This is a genomic window from Ruegeria sp. BI12 (assembly GCF_056537985.1).
On record NZ_JBQFSL010000001.1, the window covers coordinates 130,488 to 149,917 of the forward strand.

Sequence of the window (19,430 nt, forward strand, 5' to 3'; positions counted from 1 at the left end):
GATCATTTGCCCACCTTCCATGCTAAGTCTTTTGGTCCAGTTCCGACCGGAGATTCGATCGGTGGGAATTCCGGCTGGCTTTGTGCATCCGTAGGTGCGTCTGCTTTTTCGATCTTCACTTTGAGGTCGAACCATGCGGCCTGACCGGTGATCGGATCGGAATTCGCCCACCGCAGGCCGTCACCTTTAGGCGGCAACAACTCGTGGATCAGATGGTTGAGCAAGAAGCCTTTGGTGGCTTCGGGCGCGTCGTCCTGCAAAGCCCAGGCACCTTTGCGTTTGCCGATCGCATTCCACGTCCAGACGGTATTTTCGTTCAACGCCGCCATTTCCATGACTGGCACCGTGATCTCGCCATGCGGAGAAGTCACCTTGGCCCAATCACCGTCGCTCAGCCCATGTTCCCGCATCAGCTTGGTTGGAACGTATAGAGGGTTACGGCCATGCAGTTGGCGCAGCCACGCGTTCTGAGTACCCCAGCTGTGATACATCGCCATGGGGCGCTGTGTCAGAGCATTGACTGTGAAACCTTCGTTCCCGGTCTGGTCGGTTTCGTACCAGATGGGCATCGGGTCCAGGGTTTCCTTGATCCGCTCGCGCAGGTGCTCGGGCGGCTGACGCTCTCCATGGCCCTCGGCGGCGAGTTGGAATTTACGCATCGGTTCGGAATACAGTTGGAATAGATATGGCTGCGGGCTGTCATAGATGCCCATGCCGACCGCCCAATCCTGATAGGCTGTGTTCCATGGCTTGTAGTAATCCGCCCCTTCCGGGATGTGTGCCACGTAAAAACCACCGTTTTCGATATAACGGTTCAACTGATCAGGGTTGACCTCGCCGCGGCCTTCCTTGTCGCCATTCTTGCCGCGGAAACCGGCCAGCGGGCCGATGCCGGGCTTACGCTCGTGATTGACGATGTAGTCGGCGTAATCCACCCATTTGGCGGAGCCGTCTTCGTTGGTGAAGCCCGGCAGACCTAGGCGATTGGCCAGTTCGATCAACGCCGACTGGAAGCCTTTAACATCGCGATCCGGTTCGATCACCGGCCAGCGGATTGCGTCGGCTGCCGCATCCGCTTCGCAGATCGGGCGATCGAGAAGCGAGATACAGTCGTGACGCTCAAGATACGTGGTATCGGGTAGGATCAGGTCGGCATAGGCAACCATTTCCGACGAATAAGCATCGGAATAGATGATCCGCGGGATCACATAGTCGCCGTTCTCATCCTTGTCCGTCAGCATCTCCATGACACCCTTGGTGTTCATGGTCGAGTTCCAGGACATGTTGGCCATGTACATGAACAGCGTGTCGATCTTATAGGGATCGCCCGCATGGGCGTTCGAGATCACCATATGCATCAGCCCGTGGCTGGACATCGGGTTTTCCCAGGTGAACGCCTTGTCGATCCGCGCCGGGCTACCGTCTGCCTTCAGCGCCAGATCATCCGGCCCCTGAACAAAACCCAGATGCGGGCCGTCCAGCGGCGTGTTCGGGGTCACCTTGCAGTGCGGTTTCGGGTGCGCCTCGACCGGCTTGGGATAGGGAGGTTTAAAACGGAAGCCGCCCGGAACCTCGACCGTGCCGAGGATGATCTGCAGCACGTGCAGCGCGCGGCAGGTCTGGAAACCGTTGGCGTGGGCTGAAACACCGCGCATGGAGTGCATCGCCACAGGGCGGCCGATCATCTTGGTGTGTTTCTCACCACGGAAATCAGTCCATTCGCGATCCAGCTCGAACGCCTCGTCAAAAGCAACACGGGCCAGTTCTCCCGCAATGGCACGGATGCGGGTGGCGGGGATGCCGCACTGCTCGGCCACGGCCTCGGGCGCGTACTCGTCGCTGAGGTAGCGCTCGGCCATCAGGTGGAAAACGGGGCGGTGTGTGACGCCGTCTTTCTCGTAGGTCGCTGACAGGTCCGGGCGGACGCCCGGTTTGTCGAACGCCGTCAACTCGCCCGAGTTACGGTCGACAACCAATGGCTTGCCGTCTTCATCGCGTAAGAACAGACCCTTGGTCGGACCCTCCGAGGCATCAATCAGAACCGGTGCGTTGGTATAGCGGCTGAGATAATCCAGATCGATCTTGCCAGCTTTCATCAGCACGTGGATCATTGACAGGATGAACAGGCCGTCGGTGCCGGGAGTGATCCCGACCCAGTCATCAGCAACGGCGTTATAGCCGGAACGGATGGGGTTGACGCCGATAACCCGTGCGCCACGTGCCTTGATCTTACCGATGCCCATCTTGATCGGGTTGCTGTCGTGGTCTTCGGCCACACCGAACAGCATGAACAGCTTGGTGTGATCCCAATCCGGCTGTCCGAACTCCCAGAAGGCGCCGCCCATCGTGTAGATGCCGCCCGCCGCCATGTTCACGGAACAGAAGCCACCATGCGCCGCATAGTTACAAGTGCCAAAGTTTTGCGCCCAGAAGCTGGTAAAGCTTTGGCTTTGGTCCCGACCAGTGAAAAACGCCAGTCTCTCGGGGTTGTCCTCGCGGACCGGCTTGAGCCAGCCAACGGCGATGTCCAACGCCTCGTCCCAACTGATTTCTTCGAACTGGCCCGAGCCACGCGGACCGACGCGTTTCAGCGGCGCTCGCAGGCGTGACGGAGCATTGACCTGCATGATCCCCGCTGATCCCTTGGCGCACAAAACGCCTTTGTTCACCGGGTGATCACGGTTGCCTTCGATATAGGCAACCTTGCCGTCTTTCATGTGCACATTGATCCCGCAGCGGCAGGCGCACATGTAGCACGTCGTTTTACGAACCTCGTCCGATACCTCGGGCGATGTTTCGATTTGGGGTTGCTGGAATGTCATCTGGCCTCCCTGGTTGAGCTTTTGTCAGGACAATATTTTTATCCCTGCGAGGATTAGTCCTGCGATGAACACAGTTTCGAGCACGATCAGAGCGATTGCAGCGCCGCCGACCGAAAGAATTTGCCTGAGATTGGTCTTCATACCAACCGCAGCGATCGCGGTTAGCAACAGCCAGCGCGAAAATTGACCCAGAAATTCACCAACCTGCACGGGAATGAACCCTGCCGAGTTGAGGCCGGCCAGAATGAGAAACGCGATGACGAAGCCGGGCAGGATCGGTGGGCGTTTCCCGTCTTTCGGCAGCTCCGCGAAATTGCGAATCATGATGGACGCAATCAGTACGATCGGAGCAAGCATCGCCACCCGAATGAGTTTGACCAGAGTTGCGGTTTCACCGGCGGCATCAGAGATTGAGAACCCGGCCCCAACGACCTGAGCGACATCGTGAATGGTTCCACCAAGGAACACACCAGCCTCAAGCGGGTTAAGACCAAGCCGGTTGACGATAATCGGGTACAAGATCATTGCGATGGTCGACAAAACCGTGACGCCCAGAACCGTGAAGATAAGCCTTTCTTCGGATCGTTCGTCGCGTGGAAGAATAGCGCTGATCGCCATGGCGGCCGATGCACCGCAGATTGCAACCGATCCAGCAGTCAAAAGGGCGAAGCGCCACTTGTGACCAAACAGCGGCGCGACAAGAAAACCAAACAGGATGGTCGCGATCAGCCCGCCGATGACAAGAGCAATCAGCTGGGGTCCAAGGCCTATCATCAGTACCATAGAAACACGAACACCCAGCAGGGCGACACCAACCCTGAGCAGGGTCTTTGATGTGAAAGCAATGCCTGCCACAGCCTTGCCCTCTTCGGCCAGAAACCCGACTGCGATACCCAGCAGCAACGCCAACAGCATAGCTGGCGTCGCGTAGTGATCCGCCAGGAATTGAGCCGTCACAGCTACGATGATCGAAACCGCTATACCCGGAAAAAGGGTTCGGATCGTCTCAGCCGAGACGACGTCCAATGGGTTGCGCATTTTTGGTTTAGCCAGCATCTGTCCGACGTTCTTTCTTTTGTCTTTCGCGTCATTTTCGGTTCGGTTGCCTGGCATAAGCAAGATGGACTATGGACCAGCGCTTTGCTTGGATTGTTATCCCTATGACTTGGTTTGGTTGTGATCAGCCTGCACTGCGGTTACCGCGATCATGTGCAGAACATCTTCGGCGGAACATCCGCGAGAAAGGTCGTTGGCCGGTTTCGCCAGCCCCTGCAGAACCGGGCCTATTGCCTCGGCACCACCAATACGCTGAGCGATCTTGTAGCCAAGATTGCCCGCGTCGAGGTTAGGAAACACAAAGACATTCGCTTCGCCCCGCAAGGGTGAATCTTTTGCTTTCTTCGCGGCCACCTCGGGGACGAATGCGGCGTCGAATTGCAATTCACCGTCGATCAGTAGATCGGGATCGGCAGCTTTTGCGATCCGTGTGGCCTCGCTGACTTTCGTGACTTTCGGGTGATTGGCGCTGCCGCCCGTTGAAAAGGACAGCATCGCAACGCGGGGCGTCTCGGCGGTCAGGGCCTTGTAGGATGCGGCGGACGCGCGAGCGATTTCGGCAAGTTCCTGTTCGTTCGGGTCAACGACGAGGCCGCAATCGGCAAAAATGTGGGCACCACGGACAGTGTGATGATCGCGGCAATAGAGCATCAGAAAGAAGCTGGAAACCATGGCCGCGTCGGGCGCTTTGCCGATGATCTGCAATGCGGCGCGCACAGTGGCCGATGTGGTTTCAACAGCCCCGCCGACGGTTCCGTCGGCAATACCGGTGTGAACCAGCATCGCCGCATAGTTCAGGCGGTGTTTGACTTCTTCGGCTGCCTTTTCAAGCGTCATGCCTTTGTGCTTGCGCCGCTCATAAAGTTCAGCTGCAAACGCTTCTGCATGGGGAGAGTCGGACGGATCGTGAATTTCGATGCCGTCGACATCCTGACCAGCCTGTTCGGCCAGCAGGGCAGTTACTTTGGCTTTGTCACCGACCAGAATGATGCGCGCGACACCTTCCTTGCGGGCTTTCAAAGCACCTTCAACAACACGTGGATCATCGCCCTCAGCAAGGGCGATGATCTTGTCGGAGCTGCTGGCAGCTCCGAGAATTGTGCGCAGTGGCTTCACGCGCTTATGCTCCGGCCTGAGGCGTCATGTCTGCGTCAGAAACGCCGGCAACGGCGACAGGCTTCTTCATGGCGTCACGACGGAAGGGCTCACCCAGTTCCTGGTTGATCAGAGCTTCGATCAACGTGGTGGTGCCGTTCTTCTGGTCCTCGATCGCCTGGTTCAGCGCCGCGGTCAGCTCGTCCTGCGTGCGTGCAACCACGCCCTTCAGGCCACATGCTTTGGCGATACCAGCATAGGAAACCTGAGTGTCCAGCTCGGTGCCAACAAAGTTGTCGTCGAACCACAGGGTCGAGTTACGCTTTTCGGCACCCCACTGGTAGTTGCGGAATACGATCTGGGTCACAGCAGGCCATTCCGAACGGCCAATTGCGGTCAGTTCGTTCACGGCGATACCAAATGCGCCGTCACCTGCGAAACCAACAACCGGAACCTCCGGCTGGCCGATTTTCGCGCCAACGATGGCAGGAAGACCGTAACCACAGGGGCCGAACAGGCCAGGAGCCAGGTACTTGCGGCCTTCTTCGAAGGACGGGTACGCGTTGCCGATGGCGCAGTTGTTGCCGATGTCGGACGAGATGATCGCCTCTTTCGGCAGTGCGGCCTGAATTGCGCGCCATGCCATGCGGGGGCTCATCCAGTCAGGCTTGGCTGCACGTGCACGCTCGTTCCAGGTGGTGCCCGGATCGTCGTCCTCGTGAGTCATCGAGGTCAGTTCCTGCGCCCATGCAGATTTCTTCTGGGCGATGCGGTCCTTACGCTCCTGACGGCCTTCGTCACCTGCGGTGTCGCTCAAGCGGGACAGGATGCCGTTGGCAACTTTGGCGGCGTCGCCGATGATGCCGACGCTGACATCTTTGGTCAGGCCGATGCGGTCAGGGTTGATGTCGACCTGAATGATCTTCGCATTTGCGGGCCAGTAGTTGATGCCATAGCCGGGCAGGGTCGAGAACGGGTTCAGACGGGTGCCCAGAGCCAGAACAACGTCCGCTTCCGAGATCAGTTCCATACCGGCTTTCGAGCCGTTATAGCCAAGTGGGCCAGCAAACAGCGGGTGCGAACCGGGGAAGGCGTCGTTGTGCTGGTAGCCAACGCAGACCGGTGCGTCCAGACGCTCGGCCAGAGCTTTCGACGCTTCGATACCACCTTCGGCCAGAACAACGCCGGCACCGTTCAGGATGACAGGGTTCTTTGCGTTCGACAGCATCTCAGCCGCCGCAGCAACTGCATCTTCGCCGCCCGAAGGACGTTCGAATTCAACGATCTTGGGCAGTTCGATGTCCACAACCTGGGTCCACATGTCACGCGGGATGTTCAGCTGAGCTGGTGCGCTGGCGCGCTTGGCGTTCATGATCACGCGGTTCAGAACTTCGGCAACGCGCGACGGATCACGGACTTCTTCTTGGTAGGCAACGCAGTCAGCGAACATACGCATCTGCTCCATCTCCTGGAAGCCGCCCTGACCGATGGTCTTGTTGGCCGCCTGCGGAGTGACCAGCAGAACCGGAGTGTGGTTCCAGTATGCGGTTTTCACAGCGGTCACAAAGTTGGTGATGCCGGGGCCGTTTTGCGCGATCATCATCGACATTTTGCCGGTGGCGCGGGTGTAACCGTCAGCCATCATGCCGCCAGAGCCTTCGTGGGCGCAGTCCCAGAAATTGATTCCCGCCTTCGGGAACAGGTCCGAAATCGGCATCATGGCCGAACCGATGATACCGAACGCATGTTCGATACCGTGCATTTGCAGAACCTTAACAAAGGCCTCTTCAGTGGTCATTTTCATCTGAGTGTTCTCCGCACAATTGAAGAAAGGTTCGGGCACAGCACCCGCCTTTGATACGGTTTTGGCGCATGGGGCGAAGCGGCGTTAGGGCCAGAACGTTAACCGGGATATGTCCAGAGGCGTGTTAGGCTGACCGAATGGCATCCGCGATCAATTTCACACCGGGCGCGATACGATCCCGGCCGATGGACGAGTATCCAAGGCGATAAAAATTGCGCGGCCGGTGCGGTCCATTGAAGAACGGAGCACCTGGCTCGATATGTACGCCCTGGCTTTGCAGCTTTTGGGCAAGTTTGGTTGTGTCCAGCCGCTCAGGCGCGGACATCCAAAGTGACGAGCCGCCCATGATTCCGCGCCCGGCAACGGTAAGCCCGTACTGTTCGACAGCTGTATCCAACGCTTCGCGCCGCCGCGCCAGGGTTTTGGACATACGCCGAATCTGAGCGTCGTAATGGCCCAACGACAGAAAATAGGCCGCAGTGCGCTGGATATGACCCGGCGGATGGCGCAACACCAAGGAACGCAGGGCGCGGGCTTCGCGGATAAAGGGCTCGGACCCGACAATGTAGCCAAGGCGCAATCCGGGAAACAATGACTTTGAGAAGCTGCCCACGTAAATCACCCGCCCGTCGCGATCCATCGACTTGAGGGCCGGTGAAGGGGATCCCAGAAAGGCCATTTCAAACTCGTAATCGTCCTCGACCACCATAGCATCCAGTTCACGGGCGCGTTTCAGCAGCTCGTAGCGGCGTTCAACGGGCATGGTTGCCGTTGTCGGGCTTTGATGGCTGGGGGTGGTGAAAATTACGTCTGTTTCGTCAGGTAGCGCATCCGGGGTCAGACCGTCGCTGTCGACGGCCAGCGGCGACACCTTGCAATCGGAGTGATTCAACAGATCCCGCAGCGCATAATAACAGGGGTCTTCAATCACAGCTGTGCGGTTGCGGTTCAAAAGAATGCGTGAGGCCAGCCAGAGCGCGTTTTGCGCGCCCATTGTGATCAGGATCTCTTCGGGGCGGGCAGCGATTCCACGTCGTGGCAACGTGTGACGGGCGATGAATTCGATCAGCAGCGGATCATCCTGATCCATGTAGTCCCCGGTCAGTGAGGCAAAATCTTTATGACCCAGTGCCCGAACCGCACAGAGACGCCAGTTTGCATGGTCGAACAGTTTCCGATCTGCCTGACCATAGATGAACGGGTACTTGTATTCGCGCCAGTTGCTGGGCTTTGGAAGCACGTCCCCATCCGAGAACCTGCGTGCAAGCGCCGCGCTCCAGTCGACATTTTCATCGCCCTTCTGAACGGGCGAATATTTCGGGGGTACGGGCGCGTTTTGCGACACGAAATACCCCGACCGGCCTTTGGCCATAAGGTAGTCATTAGCCAGAAGTTCCGTGTAGGCCAGTGTTACCGTAATCCGGCTAACACCCAGATGCGCCGCCAGTTTTCGCGACGAGGGCAGCTTTTCGCCAACATGGAACCTGCCAGACAGGATGCCTTCGGCAATCATCTGCTGGATCTGCGCCTGCAGCGTGCCTTGTCCGTTCAGTTCCAGAAAGAATGTGTCGACCGATATTCCCATAGCGCCTTATAGGGTGGACTTAAGGTGAGGGCAATCTGGACTTAATTTCGTTTCGAGAATTCGTGAACAAGGCAGTTGACTAAAAAGAACGACTCACCTAAATAACTAGAAATCTAGTTTAATGGAGAAAGCAGATGTGGGAAACAGCTGCAGCAGGATTTTCGGCCATGGGCTCTGAAGCGCGGCTAAAGGTTCTGAAGACCTTGGTCAGGGCTGGTGAAGCGGGCCTGACCGTCGGAGAAATTCAAAATCGCACGGGAATCGCGCCTTCGACATTAGCCCACCACCTTCGGTTCCTCGCGGCCGGTGGAGTTGTCGAGCAAGAGAAAGTCGGGCGCGTCACCATCAACCGCGCAAATTACAATGAATTGAGAAACCTCGCGCAATTCATCCTTAGCGAATGCTGCGCAGACGAAGTGGGAAAGGCCGCGAACGATGGCTGAGTTGACACAAAACCCAAAGGCACCGGTAAAAGTTGCCGTTGATTGGATCAAAACCCCCTGGGCGGTAATCGTGGTCATTCTGGCGCTTGTCGCCATTTTGGACCCTGGCAACTGGGGCGAGGTCGTAACCTTTGCAGGCAAAGCTCTTGCTCACACTGGCCAGTATATTCTGTTCGCCGTCTTGCTGCTGTCCTACCTCAAGGCAACGGGTGCCGAAGTAATGGTGGCGCGCGCATTCGAAGGGCGTGAGACACGCATGATCTTTCTTGCGGCGCTGTTTGGCGGGCTCGCCCCCTTCTGTTCCTGCGAGGTCATTCCATTCATTGCTGGATTGCTGGCCCTTGGCGCACCGCTGTCCGCCGTCATGGCTTTCTGGCTCAGCTCACCCCTGATTGACCCACCCACTTTGTTGATCACTGCAGGCGCTTTGGGCTGGCCATTTGCGATCGGTAAAGCCGTCGCAGCGGTTGCATTGGGTCTGTTTGGCGGGTTTGTCGTCCGTGCCCTGATGCGCAGCGGGGCCTTTGCCCAGCCTCTGCGGGAATACAAGCCAGCTGGATGCGGTTGTGCCCCCCAACAGGACGACAAACCGATCTGGAAGTTTTGGCAGGAGCCCGAGCGCCGTCAGCGGTTCCGTTCCGAATTCGTTCACAACGGCTTGTTCCTGCTGAAATGGCTGGCGTTGGCCTATGTGCTTGAGGCGCTGTTGGTTAGCGATGTTCCCGCTGATCTGATCGCGCGTGTGGTCGGTGGCGAGGGGGTCGTGCCCATTGTCATCGCAGCCCTGGTCGGGATGCCTGCCTACCTGAACTCCTACGTTGCACCGCCTCTGTTGGCAGGGTTGACGGAACAGGGGATGAGCGCAGGGGCTGCCATGTCCTTTATGGTCGCAGGTGCGGTCAGTTCAATCCCTGCGATGGCTGCTGTCTGGTCGCTGGTCAAACCACGGGTCTTTGCGACCTATCTGGGGTTGGGCATTACCGGCGCAATCGTCGCAGGTATCCTGTTCCAGATGGTCTGAAATGAAAACCGCCCTGCGTTGCTGCAGGGCGGTTTTTCTTAACCGGTTTCGCAATAGCGCGGTAGTTTGAACCGATACCGGGCCTCACCACTATCCACAAACACACGCTTTTCTATGCAAGCCGTAGTGCCAACGGTTTGTGAGATCGGAGCGTCAGTCGAAGTGACCGAGGTCGCAGATCCATCCGGCAGCCGGACCGATGCGATCACGCCGTTTTTGAGGTCGCCGTTGATGGGTGTCGCAGACAGGACGTTGACGGTCATGAAGGCCTCATGCTCGTGCTCACCGCTGTCGTTGAAAATCAGCAAACCAGCGGCAACCGCAACAAGACCAATGCCACCGGCCAAGGGCAAACCCCAGGTTTTCATGAACGCATAGATCGAAACGGCGCGATGCGGTCCAAACAGTTTGGAAAGAACGTTCAGCATGGCTTTCTCGTGAAAAAAGCCCCGGTCTGTTCGGCCGGGGCTAACTGTTCCTTAGGGGCGCAGATCGTCTTCTTCTTCGTCGTCAGCACCGCCTTTGGGCAGGTTGAAGAAGCTGTCCGCATCGATGATCGGTTCTTCTTCTTTTTCTTCCGCAGGATCATCCGACAGAGAGAAGGTTTCCAGACCTTCGATGGCGGTCGGAATCTTCGGCGCGGCGTCCATTTCCAGCGATTGTTCGGTCGAGACCAGCTTGCGGCGCTCGTCATCGCTCATCACGCCACCCTCGGCAGCTTTCTTCGCTGCGGCCTTCTGCACGATCGCGTCCAGCTCGGACTGTTTGCACAGGCCCAGGGCAACGGGGTCAATCGGCTGCATGTTGGAAATGTTCCAATGGGTCCGTTCACGAATCGACTGGATGGTCGGTTTGGTGGTGCCCACCAGCTTGGCGATCTGACCGTCGCTGAGTTCCGGGTGGAACTTGACCAGCCACAGGATCGAGTTCGGGCGGTCCTGTCGTTTGGACAACGGGGTATAGCGCGGGCCGCGACGCTTTTCTTCGCCCGACGCAGCCGGGTTGAACTTGAGCTTCAGTTTGTGCAGCGGGTTGTTCTGCGCCGTGTCGATCTCGTCCTGCGTCAGCTGGTTGTTGGCGATCGGGTCGAAGCCTTTTACGCCAGCAGCCACATCACCGTCTGCGATGCCCTGCACCTCAAGCTCGTGCATGCCTACGAAATCCGCGATCTGCTTGAAGCTGATCGTGGTATTGTCCACCAGCCATACGGCTGTTGCCTTGGCCATAAGCGGTTTTGCCATCAGCCCGTCTCCTATAAATACATCTGTCCCGTCGCCGGAATTCGGCGGCCCCGAGGTTTTGGGGCAGGTTTCCGTTGTCGGGGAACTTGGGCTGTATATAGTCGCGCCAAGGCAAGAAGGGAAGAGGCGAATGCGCTGGGTTGTTTTGGGGCTGTTTTCGTGGGTGTTCGGCGCAATGGCGGCTCTGGGAGATGGCGAAAAATCGGGTGAGTTCGATTACTATGTCCTGTCGCTCAGCTGGTCGCCGAATTGGTGCGCCCGGGAAGGTGATGCGCGTGGATCGGACCAATGCGACACGCGGCACGACCACGGTTGGATTTTGCACGGTCTGTGGCCTCAATACCATCAGGGCTGGCCAGCGTTCTGCCGTACCCCCGAAGCTCCGCCTTCTCGGGCCATGACCCGCGAAATGACCGATATTCAGGGCAGTTCCGGTTTGGCATGGCATCAATGGAAAAAGCACGGGACCTGCTCGGGCCTCAGTGCGCCCGACTATTATGCACTGTCCCGGCAGGCGTATGAGGGGGTTGAGCGTCCCCAGGTGTTCCGCAAGCTGGATGCCTCGGTCAAATTGCCCGCTTCGGTCGTCGAAGAGGCGTTTTTGAAAGCGAACCCCGGTCTTGAGCGCGACATGATTACGGTGACCTGCAAGCAGGGCTATATCGAAGAGGTTCGCCTGTGCTTGTCGCGCGACCTTGAACCTGTTCCCTGTGGTCGTGACGTGATCCGCGATTGTACAGCCAAAGACGCGTTGTTCGATCCGATTCGTTAGAGCTTCCTGTTCTGGCACTCTCGCGCATATTCCAGCGCTTTGGCCGTGCCTTTCAGATCAATCGCCATCACCGTCTCACCCGCAGGGTTGTAAACCGTCATGGTCTTGTTCTGGGCAATTGCGTTGACGAAGCTGCGGTCGGTGAAAAACACGGTCGCGCCAGGCACGTCACGCTGATTGAAGCCGATGGCCGTGGCGTCATAGCTTTTGCCGTCCAGATCGAACCGGATCGGATAACTCTCACCTTGCTTGATGTCGCCCCACGCCTTGTTGTAGACGGCGAAATACCCGCGATTATCCAGTGCATCATAGCCCAACCGCACGACCGAGAGATCCTGATAAATCGTTTGAATCAGACAGCCATTTCCGAGCGCTGGGTCCATCATAATGTTCCAGCCCTCGACAAAGCCTTTGTCGATCAGTTCCTGCGAAAATGCGGCGGTGGCTGTGAAGGCGGTAAGCGCAAAGGCAAAAAGGCGTTTCATAACAGTTTCCAATGTCAAATGGATAAGGTTGCAGACATAGTACACGCCGCGTGCAAGAGGCAAAGGCCATTCTTGATTGATACGGCCGCGAACAAAGACCTATGTGCACAGCGGAACCCGGCTATGCCTCGCAGGGCGAACGCTTGAAACTCGGCTGTGGCACAATAGTTTTCGCTCCATAAAGTTAAGGAGCGTGCCATGCCGCAACATCCAAGAACATTTTCTCACATCGGATTGTCCGTCCCAAACGTTGACGAGGCCGTAAAATTCTACTCCGAAGTCCTTGGTTTTTACGTAATCATGCCACCAACAGACGTGGTAGAGGATGACACGGATATCGGTGTCATGTGCACTGATGTGTTTGGCCCGGAATGGAAAAAACTGCGTATTGCGCATCTTGCGACCGCTGATCGCATTGGTTTTGAGCTTTTCGAGTTTCACGGGAATTATGTGCCTGAAAACAATATCGATTTTCGCCAGAACGGCACGTTTCATTTTTGCGTCCAGGACCCGGATGTCGAAGGCCTGGTAGAAAAAATCGTGGCGGCCGGAGGCAAGCAACGGATGCCGATCCGATACTATTATCCCGGTGAGAAACCCTATCGTATGGTCTACGTCGAAGACCCATTTGGTATCGTCTTTGAGATATACAGCCATTCCTATGAATTGACGTATTCGTCGGGTGCTTACACCTGAAAATCGGAATAGCCCTTGGTGTACAACCGGAAGAGGCGAATGCGGTCCGGTTGTCGCCGTATCAAAAGGTTCAGAGTTCCTTTCGTGCCCTCAGGGCGGCGGTAATCGTCCCGTCGTCCAGATAGTCCAACTCCCCCCCAATAGGCACACCCTGCGCCAGTGAGGTCAGGCGGACCTGTCCCTCCAACTGATCCGCGATGTAGTGGGCGGTGGTCTGGCCATCGACAGTGGCATTTAGGGCCAGAATGACCTCAGAAATCCCCTCGGCCATCACCCGATCCTTGAGTCGGGGAATGCGCAGTTCGTCCGGGCCGACCCCATCCAAAGCCGACAATGTGCCGCCCAGAACGTGATAGCGGCCTTTGAACACACCGGCACGCTCCATCGCCCAAAGGTCTGCCACATCTTCGACCACGCACAACTCTCCGGTTGCACGATCCTCGCTATCGCAAATGTCACAGATATCTGTCGTGCCCACGTTGCCGCAGTTCAGGCATTCGCGGGCGGTGATGGCCACTTGCTGCATCGCGTCGGAGAGGGGCGTCAGCAGCAGGGCGCGTTTGCGGATCAGGTGCAGTACCGCGCGACGGGCCGAGCGAGGCCCGAGGCCGGGCAGCTTGGCCATCAGGTCGATCAGATTGTCGATATCGCTGTTCGAACTCAACGCGCGTGCTCCTGCAAAAGGGCCGGGCAGGGCTGCCCGGCCTTTGGGTCGTCACGAGTGTCTATCAGAACGGCAGCTTGATGTCTGCGGGCAGACCCATGCTTTCGGTCAGCTTTGCCATTTCCGCCTGCGAGCGTTCGGCCGCTTTGGTCTGTGCATCCTTGATGGCCGCCAGGATCAGATCTTCGACAACTTCCTTGTCGTCACCATTGAAGATCGACGGGTCGATATCCAGACCTTTCAGCTCGCCTTTTGCTGTGGCGGTGGCTTTCACCAGCCCCGCGCCGGATTCGCCGACAACCATCATGTTGTTCAGCTCTTCCTGCATGTCCGTCATCTTGGTCTGCAAATCCTGTGCGGATTTCATCATCTTGGCCATATCGCCCAGACCGCCGAGTCCTTTGAGCATTTCTATTCTCCTGCAATTCGGTTTGCCGCTTAAATACGGATGCCGCCGTTAGGGTACAAGGGGAGAGCTTCTCCCGCCTGTCGTCAAGGCCTATAGCAAGACCTTTCCTCGCCTTGGGCCCGGGAGTGTTTCCAGTTTAGCCGCAAAGATCAGTCTTCTTCGAACGGGTCCCACTCGTCTTCGACCTCAGGCAGGGCTTCGGTTTCGACCTTGGCCGCGCGTTCTTCCGGAGTTTCGATCCGCTTGATGCGCGCTTTTGGAAATTGCATCAGAACGGCTTGAACCATTGGATGTTGTTCAGCTTGCGCTTTAAGTGCCAGATCGGCTGCATCGCGGACCTCGGCGATTGTCGCGGCGTCGCCGTCGGCCACAACTGAAACAGCCCATCGGTTCCCAGTCCAGCGTTGCAATGCCGAACCAAGTCTTTGCGCCAGATCCGTCGGGGCGTTGTCAGTGGGTGTGAATTCGATCCGGCCCGGGGAATACGAGACCAGGCGCACGCCGTTTTCGACCTCGACCAACAATTTAACGTCCCGGTTGGTGCGGATCAGTTCGACCACGTGTTCGAAGGTCGGATAATGCGCCAGCGCAGTCTGGATGTCGTGGGCCAATGCTGCGGTGGGTGCGCCTGCCGGGCCGCGTTGCGCCGAAAGATGCGCCGACGGCGTCGTCTGCGTGGGCGCATGACTCGGCACGGCTACACCGCCGCCGGGCCCTCCATTCGGCGGGGAAGGAGGCGCGTCTTGCAGCCGTTTAATAAGTTCTTCCGGACTCGGCAGATCGGCCACGTGGGTCAGGCGAATAATGGCCATTTCTGCCGCCATCATCGCGTTGGGTGCAGCAGAGACTTCTTCCAGCGCTTTCAGCAGCATTTGCCACATCCGCGTCAATACCCGCATCGGCAGCGCCTCGGACATCTGTTGACCGCGCGCGCGTTCATCAGGTGAGACGGTTGGGTCCTCAGCGGCGTCCGGCGTGATTTTCACCACAGAGACCCAGTGAGTGATTTCCGCCAAATCCCGCAGGACGGCCAGCGGATCGGCACCTTCGGCATATTGACCGCTCAGCTCAGTCAATGCCCCCGCCGCATCTCCACGCAAAATCATATCCATCAGATCCAGCACCCGCCCGCGATCCGCGAGGCCCAGCATTGCGCGAACCTGATCGGCGCTGGTTTCTCCCGCACCATGTGAGATCGCCTGATCCAAAAGCGAGGTCGCATCGCGCGCAGAGCCTTCGGCCGCGCGCGTGATCAATGCCAGCGCGTCTTCTGCAATCTGCGCGTTTTCCGCCGCAGCGATCTTGTTGAGCAGACCGATCATGTCCTCAGGTTCGATCCGGCGCAGGTCGAACCGCTGGCAGCGGGACAGCACGGTCACCGGCACCTTGCGGATTTCGGTTGTCGCAAAAATGAACTTCACATGCTCGGGCGGTTCCTCGAGCGTTTTGAGCAGCGCATTGAAAGCGCTGGTCGACAGCATGTGGACTTCGTCGATGATGTAGATCTTATAGCGCGCGCTGGCGGCACGGTAACGGACACTGTCGATGATTTCGCGGATATCATTGACGCCGGTGCGACTAGCGGCGTCCATTTCCATCACGTCGACATGGCGGCCTTCCATAATGGCAACGCAGTGCTCGCACTGGCCGCAAGGCTCAGTCGTTGGTTTGCCTTCGCCATCCGGGCCGATGCAGTTCATGCCTTTGGCGATGATCCGTGCCGTGGTGGTTTTACCTGTACCGCGAATACCAGTCATGATGAAGGCTTGCGCGATCCGGTCCGCCTCGAACGCGTTTTTCAGCGTGCGCACCATTGCGTCCTGTCCAACCAGATCTGCAAAGGTTTCGGGGCGGTACTTGCGGGCAAGAACCTGATAGGCGGGGCTGGGCGTTTCGGTCATGTCTGCTCTGTCGGATTCGTGTCAGAAACGCAGCGTAGAGACCCGCGCCGCTCGCGTCCACAGCAGGCTTTGAGTAATTTCGGTTTGGACTGCTTCTGCAGTCAGTTTACACCGGCACTCATGGTCGGGCGGGCCGAAGACAAAAGGAGCGCGAGCGTTGGCAAAATTTGCAATATACCCGCTATGCGTTGGTTCGGGCATCTTGGCATTGTCCCCACTGCCGGGTGGCGACGGCGGATATGCGGAGGATTTGACGGTGATATACGACTGGAACCCCAATCTGGTTGTATCCATGACCACTGAGGCCGAGATGCAGCGGCTGGGTGCAGAGGGCTTGGGTCAGGATGTTCAAAGCAAGTCCGCGATCTGGATGCATCTTCCTATCGAGGATTTTGGTACGCCTCCATCGAAAGTCGAAGCTCTTTGGCCGAAGGTAAGCGCAACCGCGCGACAAATACTGTCCGACGGGGGACGTGTGCTGGTGCATTGCCGGGGCGGCTGTGGTCGATCGGGGATGGTCGTGCTGAGGCTTATGATAGAAAGCGGCGAAGACGCAAACCAGGCATTAGACCGGTTGCGCTTGGCCCGACCATGCGCGGTGGAAACGGATCAACAAATGGCCTGGGCCATGAAGCAGGCCCAGGGCAACCGGTGAATCAAAATCAGGCTGTTGCCTGCTGCACAATGTGCTGTGACGCCCGCGGCGCAAGAGCCGATGCCTCGAGCATTGCGCAAGGCAAAGTGGTCAATACACCTGTTGGCAGCGTGGCGAATTCAGTGCTGAACATCATATCGGCGTAATCGTCCAACATATCTGCCGAGTCGTCTGCGTTCGCGCCGCAATAGACCCTGATCCGGGACGGGCTGGCGCGAAACCGAGCCGTGCAGCCCTCGCCGCAATGGGTCAGTTCGCTGGAACCGTCCACCTCGAATGTGCTCGTTGTTACCGGTTGTGCTGTTGATATTGCGTCAGTCAGAGCCCGCGCCATTCGTGCCAATGCCGGACAGGTCTTACCCGTTTTCTGGCAAAGCGTGGCAGTGAACTCATGGGTCGTTGTCTTCCAGATCATAATGCGCCCTCCGCGCGGTAGGCGGGGGACGTGGAACAGGTATTTCAGTCAACTGAAGACCTGCCCGGACACCCCGCCCGAGTTTCGGTTTTTTCTTTGATGGCAGGTCTCCTGACTTGCGGGTCATCGCTTTGCCGACCTTCCCAGTCTTTCGACCAGTGGTGTTTCGGCATTGCTCACCGCTTACAGTTGCGGGGGCAGTCGCGGCCTTGGTCCGCTCCGGCATCGCCGGGTTGGACCGCACCGTGTTCCCTTTTCATCCCGTCCCAATATAAGGACGAGAACCATCACGTAATCGCTAGCGGGTGTGGGTGGCTTGAGTCAAGCGGGCTGTTTCCCGTCGTTCAAAAGGACGCATGGTCACTTTGAAAATCTGTTGACTTTATCCGGGCAAAAGCGCCGATATGCCATATGTGAACCGAATAGTTCAGATGCATGCGAGGACGCCATGTTGGACAACACTCCGGCCGTATTGACCGAGGATTTTGCGTTTCCTGCCGGGAAGTCTGATCTTTCCGCGCGGTTGTACATGCCCGCGTATGCGCCAGACGTGGCGGTTGTGATCCACGGAGCAACTGGCGTTCCGCGCGACTATTATCAGCATTTTGCACAGTGGCTGGCGGCGGAACACGGCATGGCTTGCCTGACCTATGACTATCGAGACTTTGGTCACTCGCGGCGTGGGCATCTGCGCGATTCGCGGGCCACGATGGCCGACTGGGCGCTGATCGACATGCCTGCAGCGCGGGCTGAAATGCGACGCAGATTTCCGGCCGCTCAGCAGTGGAGCATTGGCCACTCGGTCGGCGGAATGCTGGGACCAATTCAGCCGGATATCGACCAGATCGACAGGATGATTTGTGTCTGCTCTGGGCTGGTGACGCTATCCGACCACCCCTGGCCTTACCGCGCGCTGGCGACAATGTTCTGGTACGGCCACCCGCCATTACTGGTAAAGGTGCTGGGATACCTGCCGGGCAAGGCGCTTGGGTTCGGCTCGGACCTTCCCGCAGACGTCTATTGGCAATGGCGCAAATGGTGCACCAATGCGCTGAACTACGTGCCAGATATCGGCAAAACCCTTCCAGATGCCCGTTGGGCCGCGTCGGAAACACCCGTCGATCTTTTCACAATGGATGATGATCAGGTGGTGCCTCCGAACGCGGTATGGCGCTTGGCCGATCTTTACGGTCCCAAAGCGTGCCGGCATCAACTGTCGCCGAAGGACTTTGGATTGGCCGAGGTCGGCCACATCGGTGCATTTGCGCGCCGAAATGCAGCCATCTGGCCCCGGTTGATCGCCTAGTCTGGCACCTACAGCCTTTTGCGGGACTTCTTGTCCTGCATCACCGACCGTACCATTTTGCCAAAGGCTTTATCGCGCGCGCGAGACTGTGCAACTGTTTCCGAGTTCCGTTCATCCTCTCGCCGCAGCTTTCGCCAACGCTCCAACCGCTCGGCGTCCAGTGACCCGTTGGCAATCGCGTCTTGAACGGCGCATCCCGGTTCGGCCTGATGCTTACAATCGGAAAAGCGGCAGGTTTCAGTCAGGTCAAGAATGTCGGAAAAAACCTCATCGACACCATCCTGCGCGTCTAGCAACCGCAAGGCGCGCATACCGGGTGTGTCGACCAGCCATCCGCCGTTCTGCATTGGATGCAATGCGCGCGCAGTTGTGGTGTGTCGCCCGCGCGCGTCATCCTCGCGGATGCCGGAGGTTGCCTGAGCCAAACCGGTCATAGCGTTGGCCAATGTTGTTTTGCCAACACCGGATGAACCAACCAATGCAGCGGTCTGCCCCGCCGTGCACCAGGACAGGACTTGCTGCACGTCCGACGGTTCGTGCGCATTGACAGCCAGCACAGTCAAAAACGGAGCCAGCGCTTCAGCAGGCTTGGAATACTCGATTGGATCGGCGCAGGTGTCGGCCTTGGTCAGGATGACGACCGGGTAACAGCCGGCTTGATGAGCCAAAGCCAAGTATCGTTCCAGTCGGGCCAGGTTGAAGTCAGCATTGCAGGAACTGACGATGAACAGCACATCCACATTAGCGGCAATCAACTGAGCCTCGGCCCCGGTTCCGGCGGCGCGGCGTTTCAAAAGGCTTCGACGGTCCAGCAGGTACTGAACGCGGTTTTGATCATCCGCCAGCACCCAGTCACCAACGGCAAAGTCGCCTGTCGGTCGGTTCGGGCTCAGCAGCGGGGCTTCCCCACTGTCATTTGCGCCGATTAGGCGGTCGCGGTGAACTTCTGTGATGCGAAAGGGAACGCATGAAGGATTGGCCGCGTGTTGAGCGGCAAAGTGTGAGGACCATCCCAGGTCCGAAAGCGTAGAAGACATTGGTCTGCCTGTGTTCAGATACA

Annotated in this window: 19 protein-coding genes and 1 riboswitch; of the genes, 6 read left to right on the forward strand and 13 right to left on the reverse strand. The window is 57.9% G+C overall.

What is annotated here, in order from left to right:
* Nucleotides 1-2: 2 nt before the first annotated feature.
* The 5 genes from ACR0AK_RS00700 to pdxR all read right to left on the reverse strand — a co-directional run bounded on the left by ACR0AK_RS00700 (nt 3) and on the right by pdxR (nt 8,362).
* A complete protein-coding gene (locus ACR0AK_RS00700) occupies nt 3-2,822 on the reverse strand; it encodes a molybdopterin oxidoreductase family protein (protein WP_480792055.1) in 2,820 nt (939 codons plus the stop codon).
* Between the two features lie 24 nt (nt 2,823-2,846).
* The gene (locus ACR0AK_RS00705) at nt 2,847-3,860 is read right to left on the reverse strand and encodes a YeiH family protein (RefSeq protein WP_480792056.1); all 1,014 of its coding nucleotides are present in this window, start codon (nt 3,858-3,860) and stop codon (nt 2,847-2,849) included.
* A gap of 120 nt (nt 3,861-3,980) precedes the next feature.
* The gene (pta, locus tag ACR0AK_RS00710) at nt 3,981-4,994 is read right to left on the reverse strand and encodes a phosphate acetyltransferase (RefSeq protein ID WP_480792057.1); all 1,014 of its coding nucleotides are present in this window, start codon (nt 4,992-4,994) and stop codon (nt 3,981-3,983) included.
* 4 nt (nt 4,995-4,998) lie between these two features.
* Entirely contained in the window at nt 4,999-6,777 is a 1,779-nt protein-coding gene (xsc, locus tag ACR0AK_RS00715; protein ID WP_170563397.1) for a sulfoacetaldehyde acetyltransferase, read from the reverse strand.
* A 124-nt stretch (nt 6,778-6,901) separates the two neighbouring features.
* The gene (gene pdxR, locus ACR0AK_RS00720; protein ID WP_480792058.1) at nt 6,902-8,362 is read right to left on the reverse strand and encodes a MocR-like pyridoxine biosynthesis transcription factor PdxR; all 1,461 of its coding nucleotides are present in this window, start codon (nt 8,360-8,362) and stop codon (nt 6,902-6,904) included.
* 134 nt (nt 8,363-8,496) lie between these two features.
* Between pdxR and ACR0AK_RS00725 the strand changes: the two genes are divergently transcribed.
* Both ACR0AK_RS00725 and ACR0AK_RS00730 read left to right on the forward strand, forming a co-directional pair.
* Nucleotides 8,497-8,805, forward strand: coding sequence for an ArsR/SmtB family transcription factor (locus ACR0AK_RS00725; protein WP_170563391.1), 309 nt, complete (start codon nt 8,497-8,499; stop codon nt 8,803-8,805).
* The gene (locus ACR0AK_RS00730) at nt 8,798-9,826 is read left to right on the forward strand and encodes a permease (protein ID WP_480792059.1); all 1,029 of its coding nucleotides are present in this window, start codon (nt 8,798-8,800) and stop codon (nt 9,824-9,826) included. Before ACR0AK_RS00725 ends, ACR0AK_RS00730 begins: the two co-directional genes overlap by 8 nt.
* A gap of 38 nt (nt 9,827-9,864) precedes the next feature.
* Here the strand turns inward: ACR0AK_RS00730 and ACR0AK_RS00735 are convergent, their stop codons facing one another.
* Nucleotides 9,865-10,254, reverse strand: coding sequence for a hypothetical protein (locus ACR0AK_RS00735; protein WP_480792060.1), 390 nt, complete (start codon nt 10,252-10,254; stop codon nt 9,865-9,867).
* Nucleotides 10,255-10,305: 51 nt separating this feature from the next.
* Nucleotides 10,306-11,067: a DUF1013 domain-containing protein gene (locus tag ACR0AK_RS00740; protein ID WP_480792061.1), complete on the reverse strand. Its 762-nt coding sequence runs from the start codon at nt 11,065-11,067 to the stop codon at nt 10,306-10,308.
* Nucleotides 11,068-11,197: 130 nt separating this feature from the next.
* Here ACR0AK_RS00740 and ACR0AK_RS00745 point away from each other — a divergent pair, with 130 nt between their 5' ends.
* Nucleotides 11,198-11,839 carry a ribonuclease T2 family protein gene (locus ACR0AK_RS00745; protein ID WP_170563379.1) on the forward strand — a complete coding sequence of 214 codons (642 nt, stop codon included), beginning with the start codon at nt 11,198-11,200 and terminating at the stop codon, nt 11,837-11,839.
* On the opposite strand, the gene ACR0AK_RS00750 is transcribed toward ACR0AK_RS00745, so the two are convergent.
* Entirely contained in the window at nt 11,836-12,324 is a 489-nt protein-coding gene (locus ACR0AK_RS00750) for a hypothetical protein (protein WP_170563375.1), read from the reverse strand. The genes ACR0AK_RS00745 and ACR0AK_RS00750 overlap by 4 nt on opposite strands.
* Nucleotides 12,325-12,522: 198 nt before the next feature.
* Here ACR0AK_RS00750 and ACR0AK_RS00755 point away from each other — a divergent pair, with 198 nt between their 5' ends.
* Complete coding sequence (locus tag ACR0AK_RS00755; RefSeq protein ID WP_170335661.1) at nt 12,523-13,020, forward strand: lactoylglutathione lyase family protein; 498 nt, start codon at nt 12,523-12,525, stop codon at nt 13,018-13,020.
* A gap of 70 nt (nt 13,021-13,090) precedes the next feature.
* Here the strand turns inward: ACR0AK_RS00755 and recR are convergent, their stop codons facing one another.
* The 3 genes from recR to ACR0AK_RS00770 form a co-directional block, all read right to left on the reverse strand.
* Nucleotides 13,091-13,684, reverse strand: a complete 594-nt coding sequence (gene recR / locus ACR0AK_RS00760; protein ID WP_170563370.1) for a recombination mediator RecR — start codon at nt 13,682-13,684, stop codon at nt 13,091-13,093.
* A 64-nt stretch (nt 13,685-13,748) separates the two neighbouring features.
* Nucleotides 13,749-14,093: a YbaB/EbfC family nucleoid-associated protein gene (locus ACR0AK_RS00765; RefSeq protein ID WP_170417098.1), complete on the reverse strand. Its 345-nt coding sequence runs from the start codon at nt 14,091-14,093 to the stop codon at nt 13,749-13,751.
* Between the two features lie 149 nt (nt 14,094-14,242).
* Nucleotides 14,243-15,994, reverse strand: coding sequence for a DNA polymerase III subunit gamma/tau (locus ACR0AK_RS00770; protein WP_480792062.1), 1,752 nt, complete (start codon nt 15,992-15,994; stop codon nt 14,243-14,245).
* Nucleotides 15,995-16,196: 202 nt separating this feature from the next.
* Between ACR0AK_RS00770 and ACR0AK_RS00775 the strand changes: the two genes are divergently transcribed.
* Entirely contained in the window at nt 16,197-16,649 is a 453-nt protein-coding gene (locus ACR0AK_RS00775) for a protein-tyrosine phosphatase family protein (protein ID WP_368040307.1), read from the forward strand.
* Nucleotides 16,650-16,656: 7 nt separating this feature from the next.
* Here the strand turns inward: ACR0AK_RS00775 and ACR0AK_RS00780 are convergent, their stop codons facing one another.
* Complete coding sequence (locus ACR0AK_RS00780) at nt 16,657-17,064, reverse strand: hypothetical protein (protein WP_170563360.1); 408 nt, start codon at nt 17,062-17,064, stop codon at nt 16,657-16,659.
* A gap of 84 nt (nt 17,065-17,148) precedes the next feature.
* A riboswitch (cobalamin riboswitch) is annotated at nt 17,149-17,368 on the reverse strand.
* A gap of 144 nt (nt 17,369-17,512) precedes the next feature.
* On the opposite strand from ACR0AK_RS00780, the gene ACR0AK_RS00785 reads away from it, so the two are divergent.
* Nucleotides 17,513-18,370, forward strand: coding sequence for an alpha/beta hydrolase family protein (locus ACR0AK_RS00785; protein ID WP_170563356.1), 858 nt, complete (start codon nt 17,513-17,515; stop codon nt 18,368-18,370).
* 8 nt (nt 18,371-18,378) lie between these two features.
* Here the strand turns inward: ACR0AK_RS00785 and rsgA are convergent, their stop codons facing one another.
* A complete protein-coding gene (rsgA, locus tag ACR0AK_RS00790; RefSeq protein ID WP_170563353.1) occupies nt 18,379-19,407 on the reverse strand; it encodes a ribosome small subunit-dependent GTPase A in 1,029 nt (342 codons plus the stop codon).
* Nucleotides 19,408-19,430 lie beyond the last annotated feature (23 nt).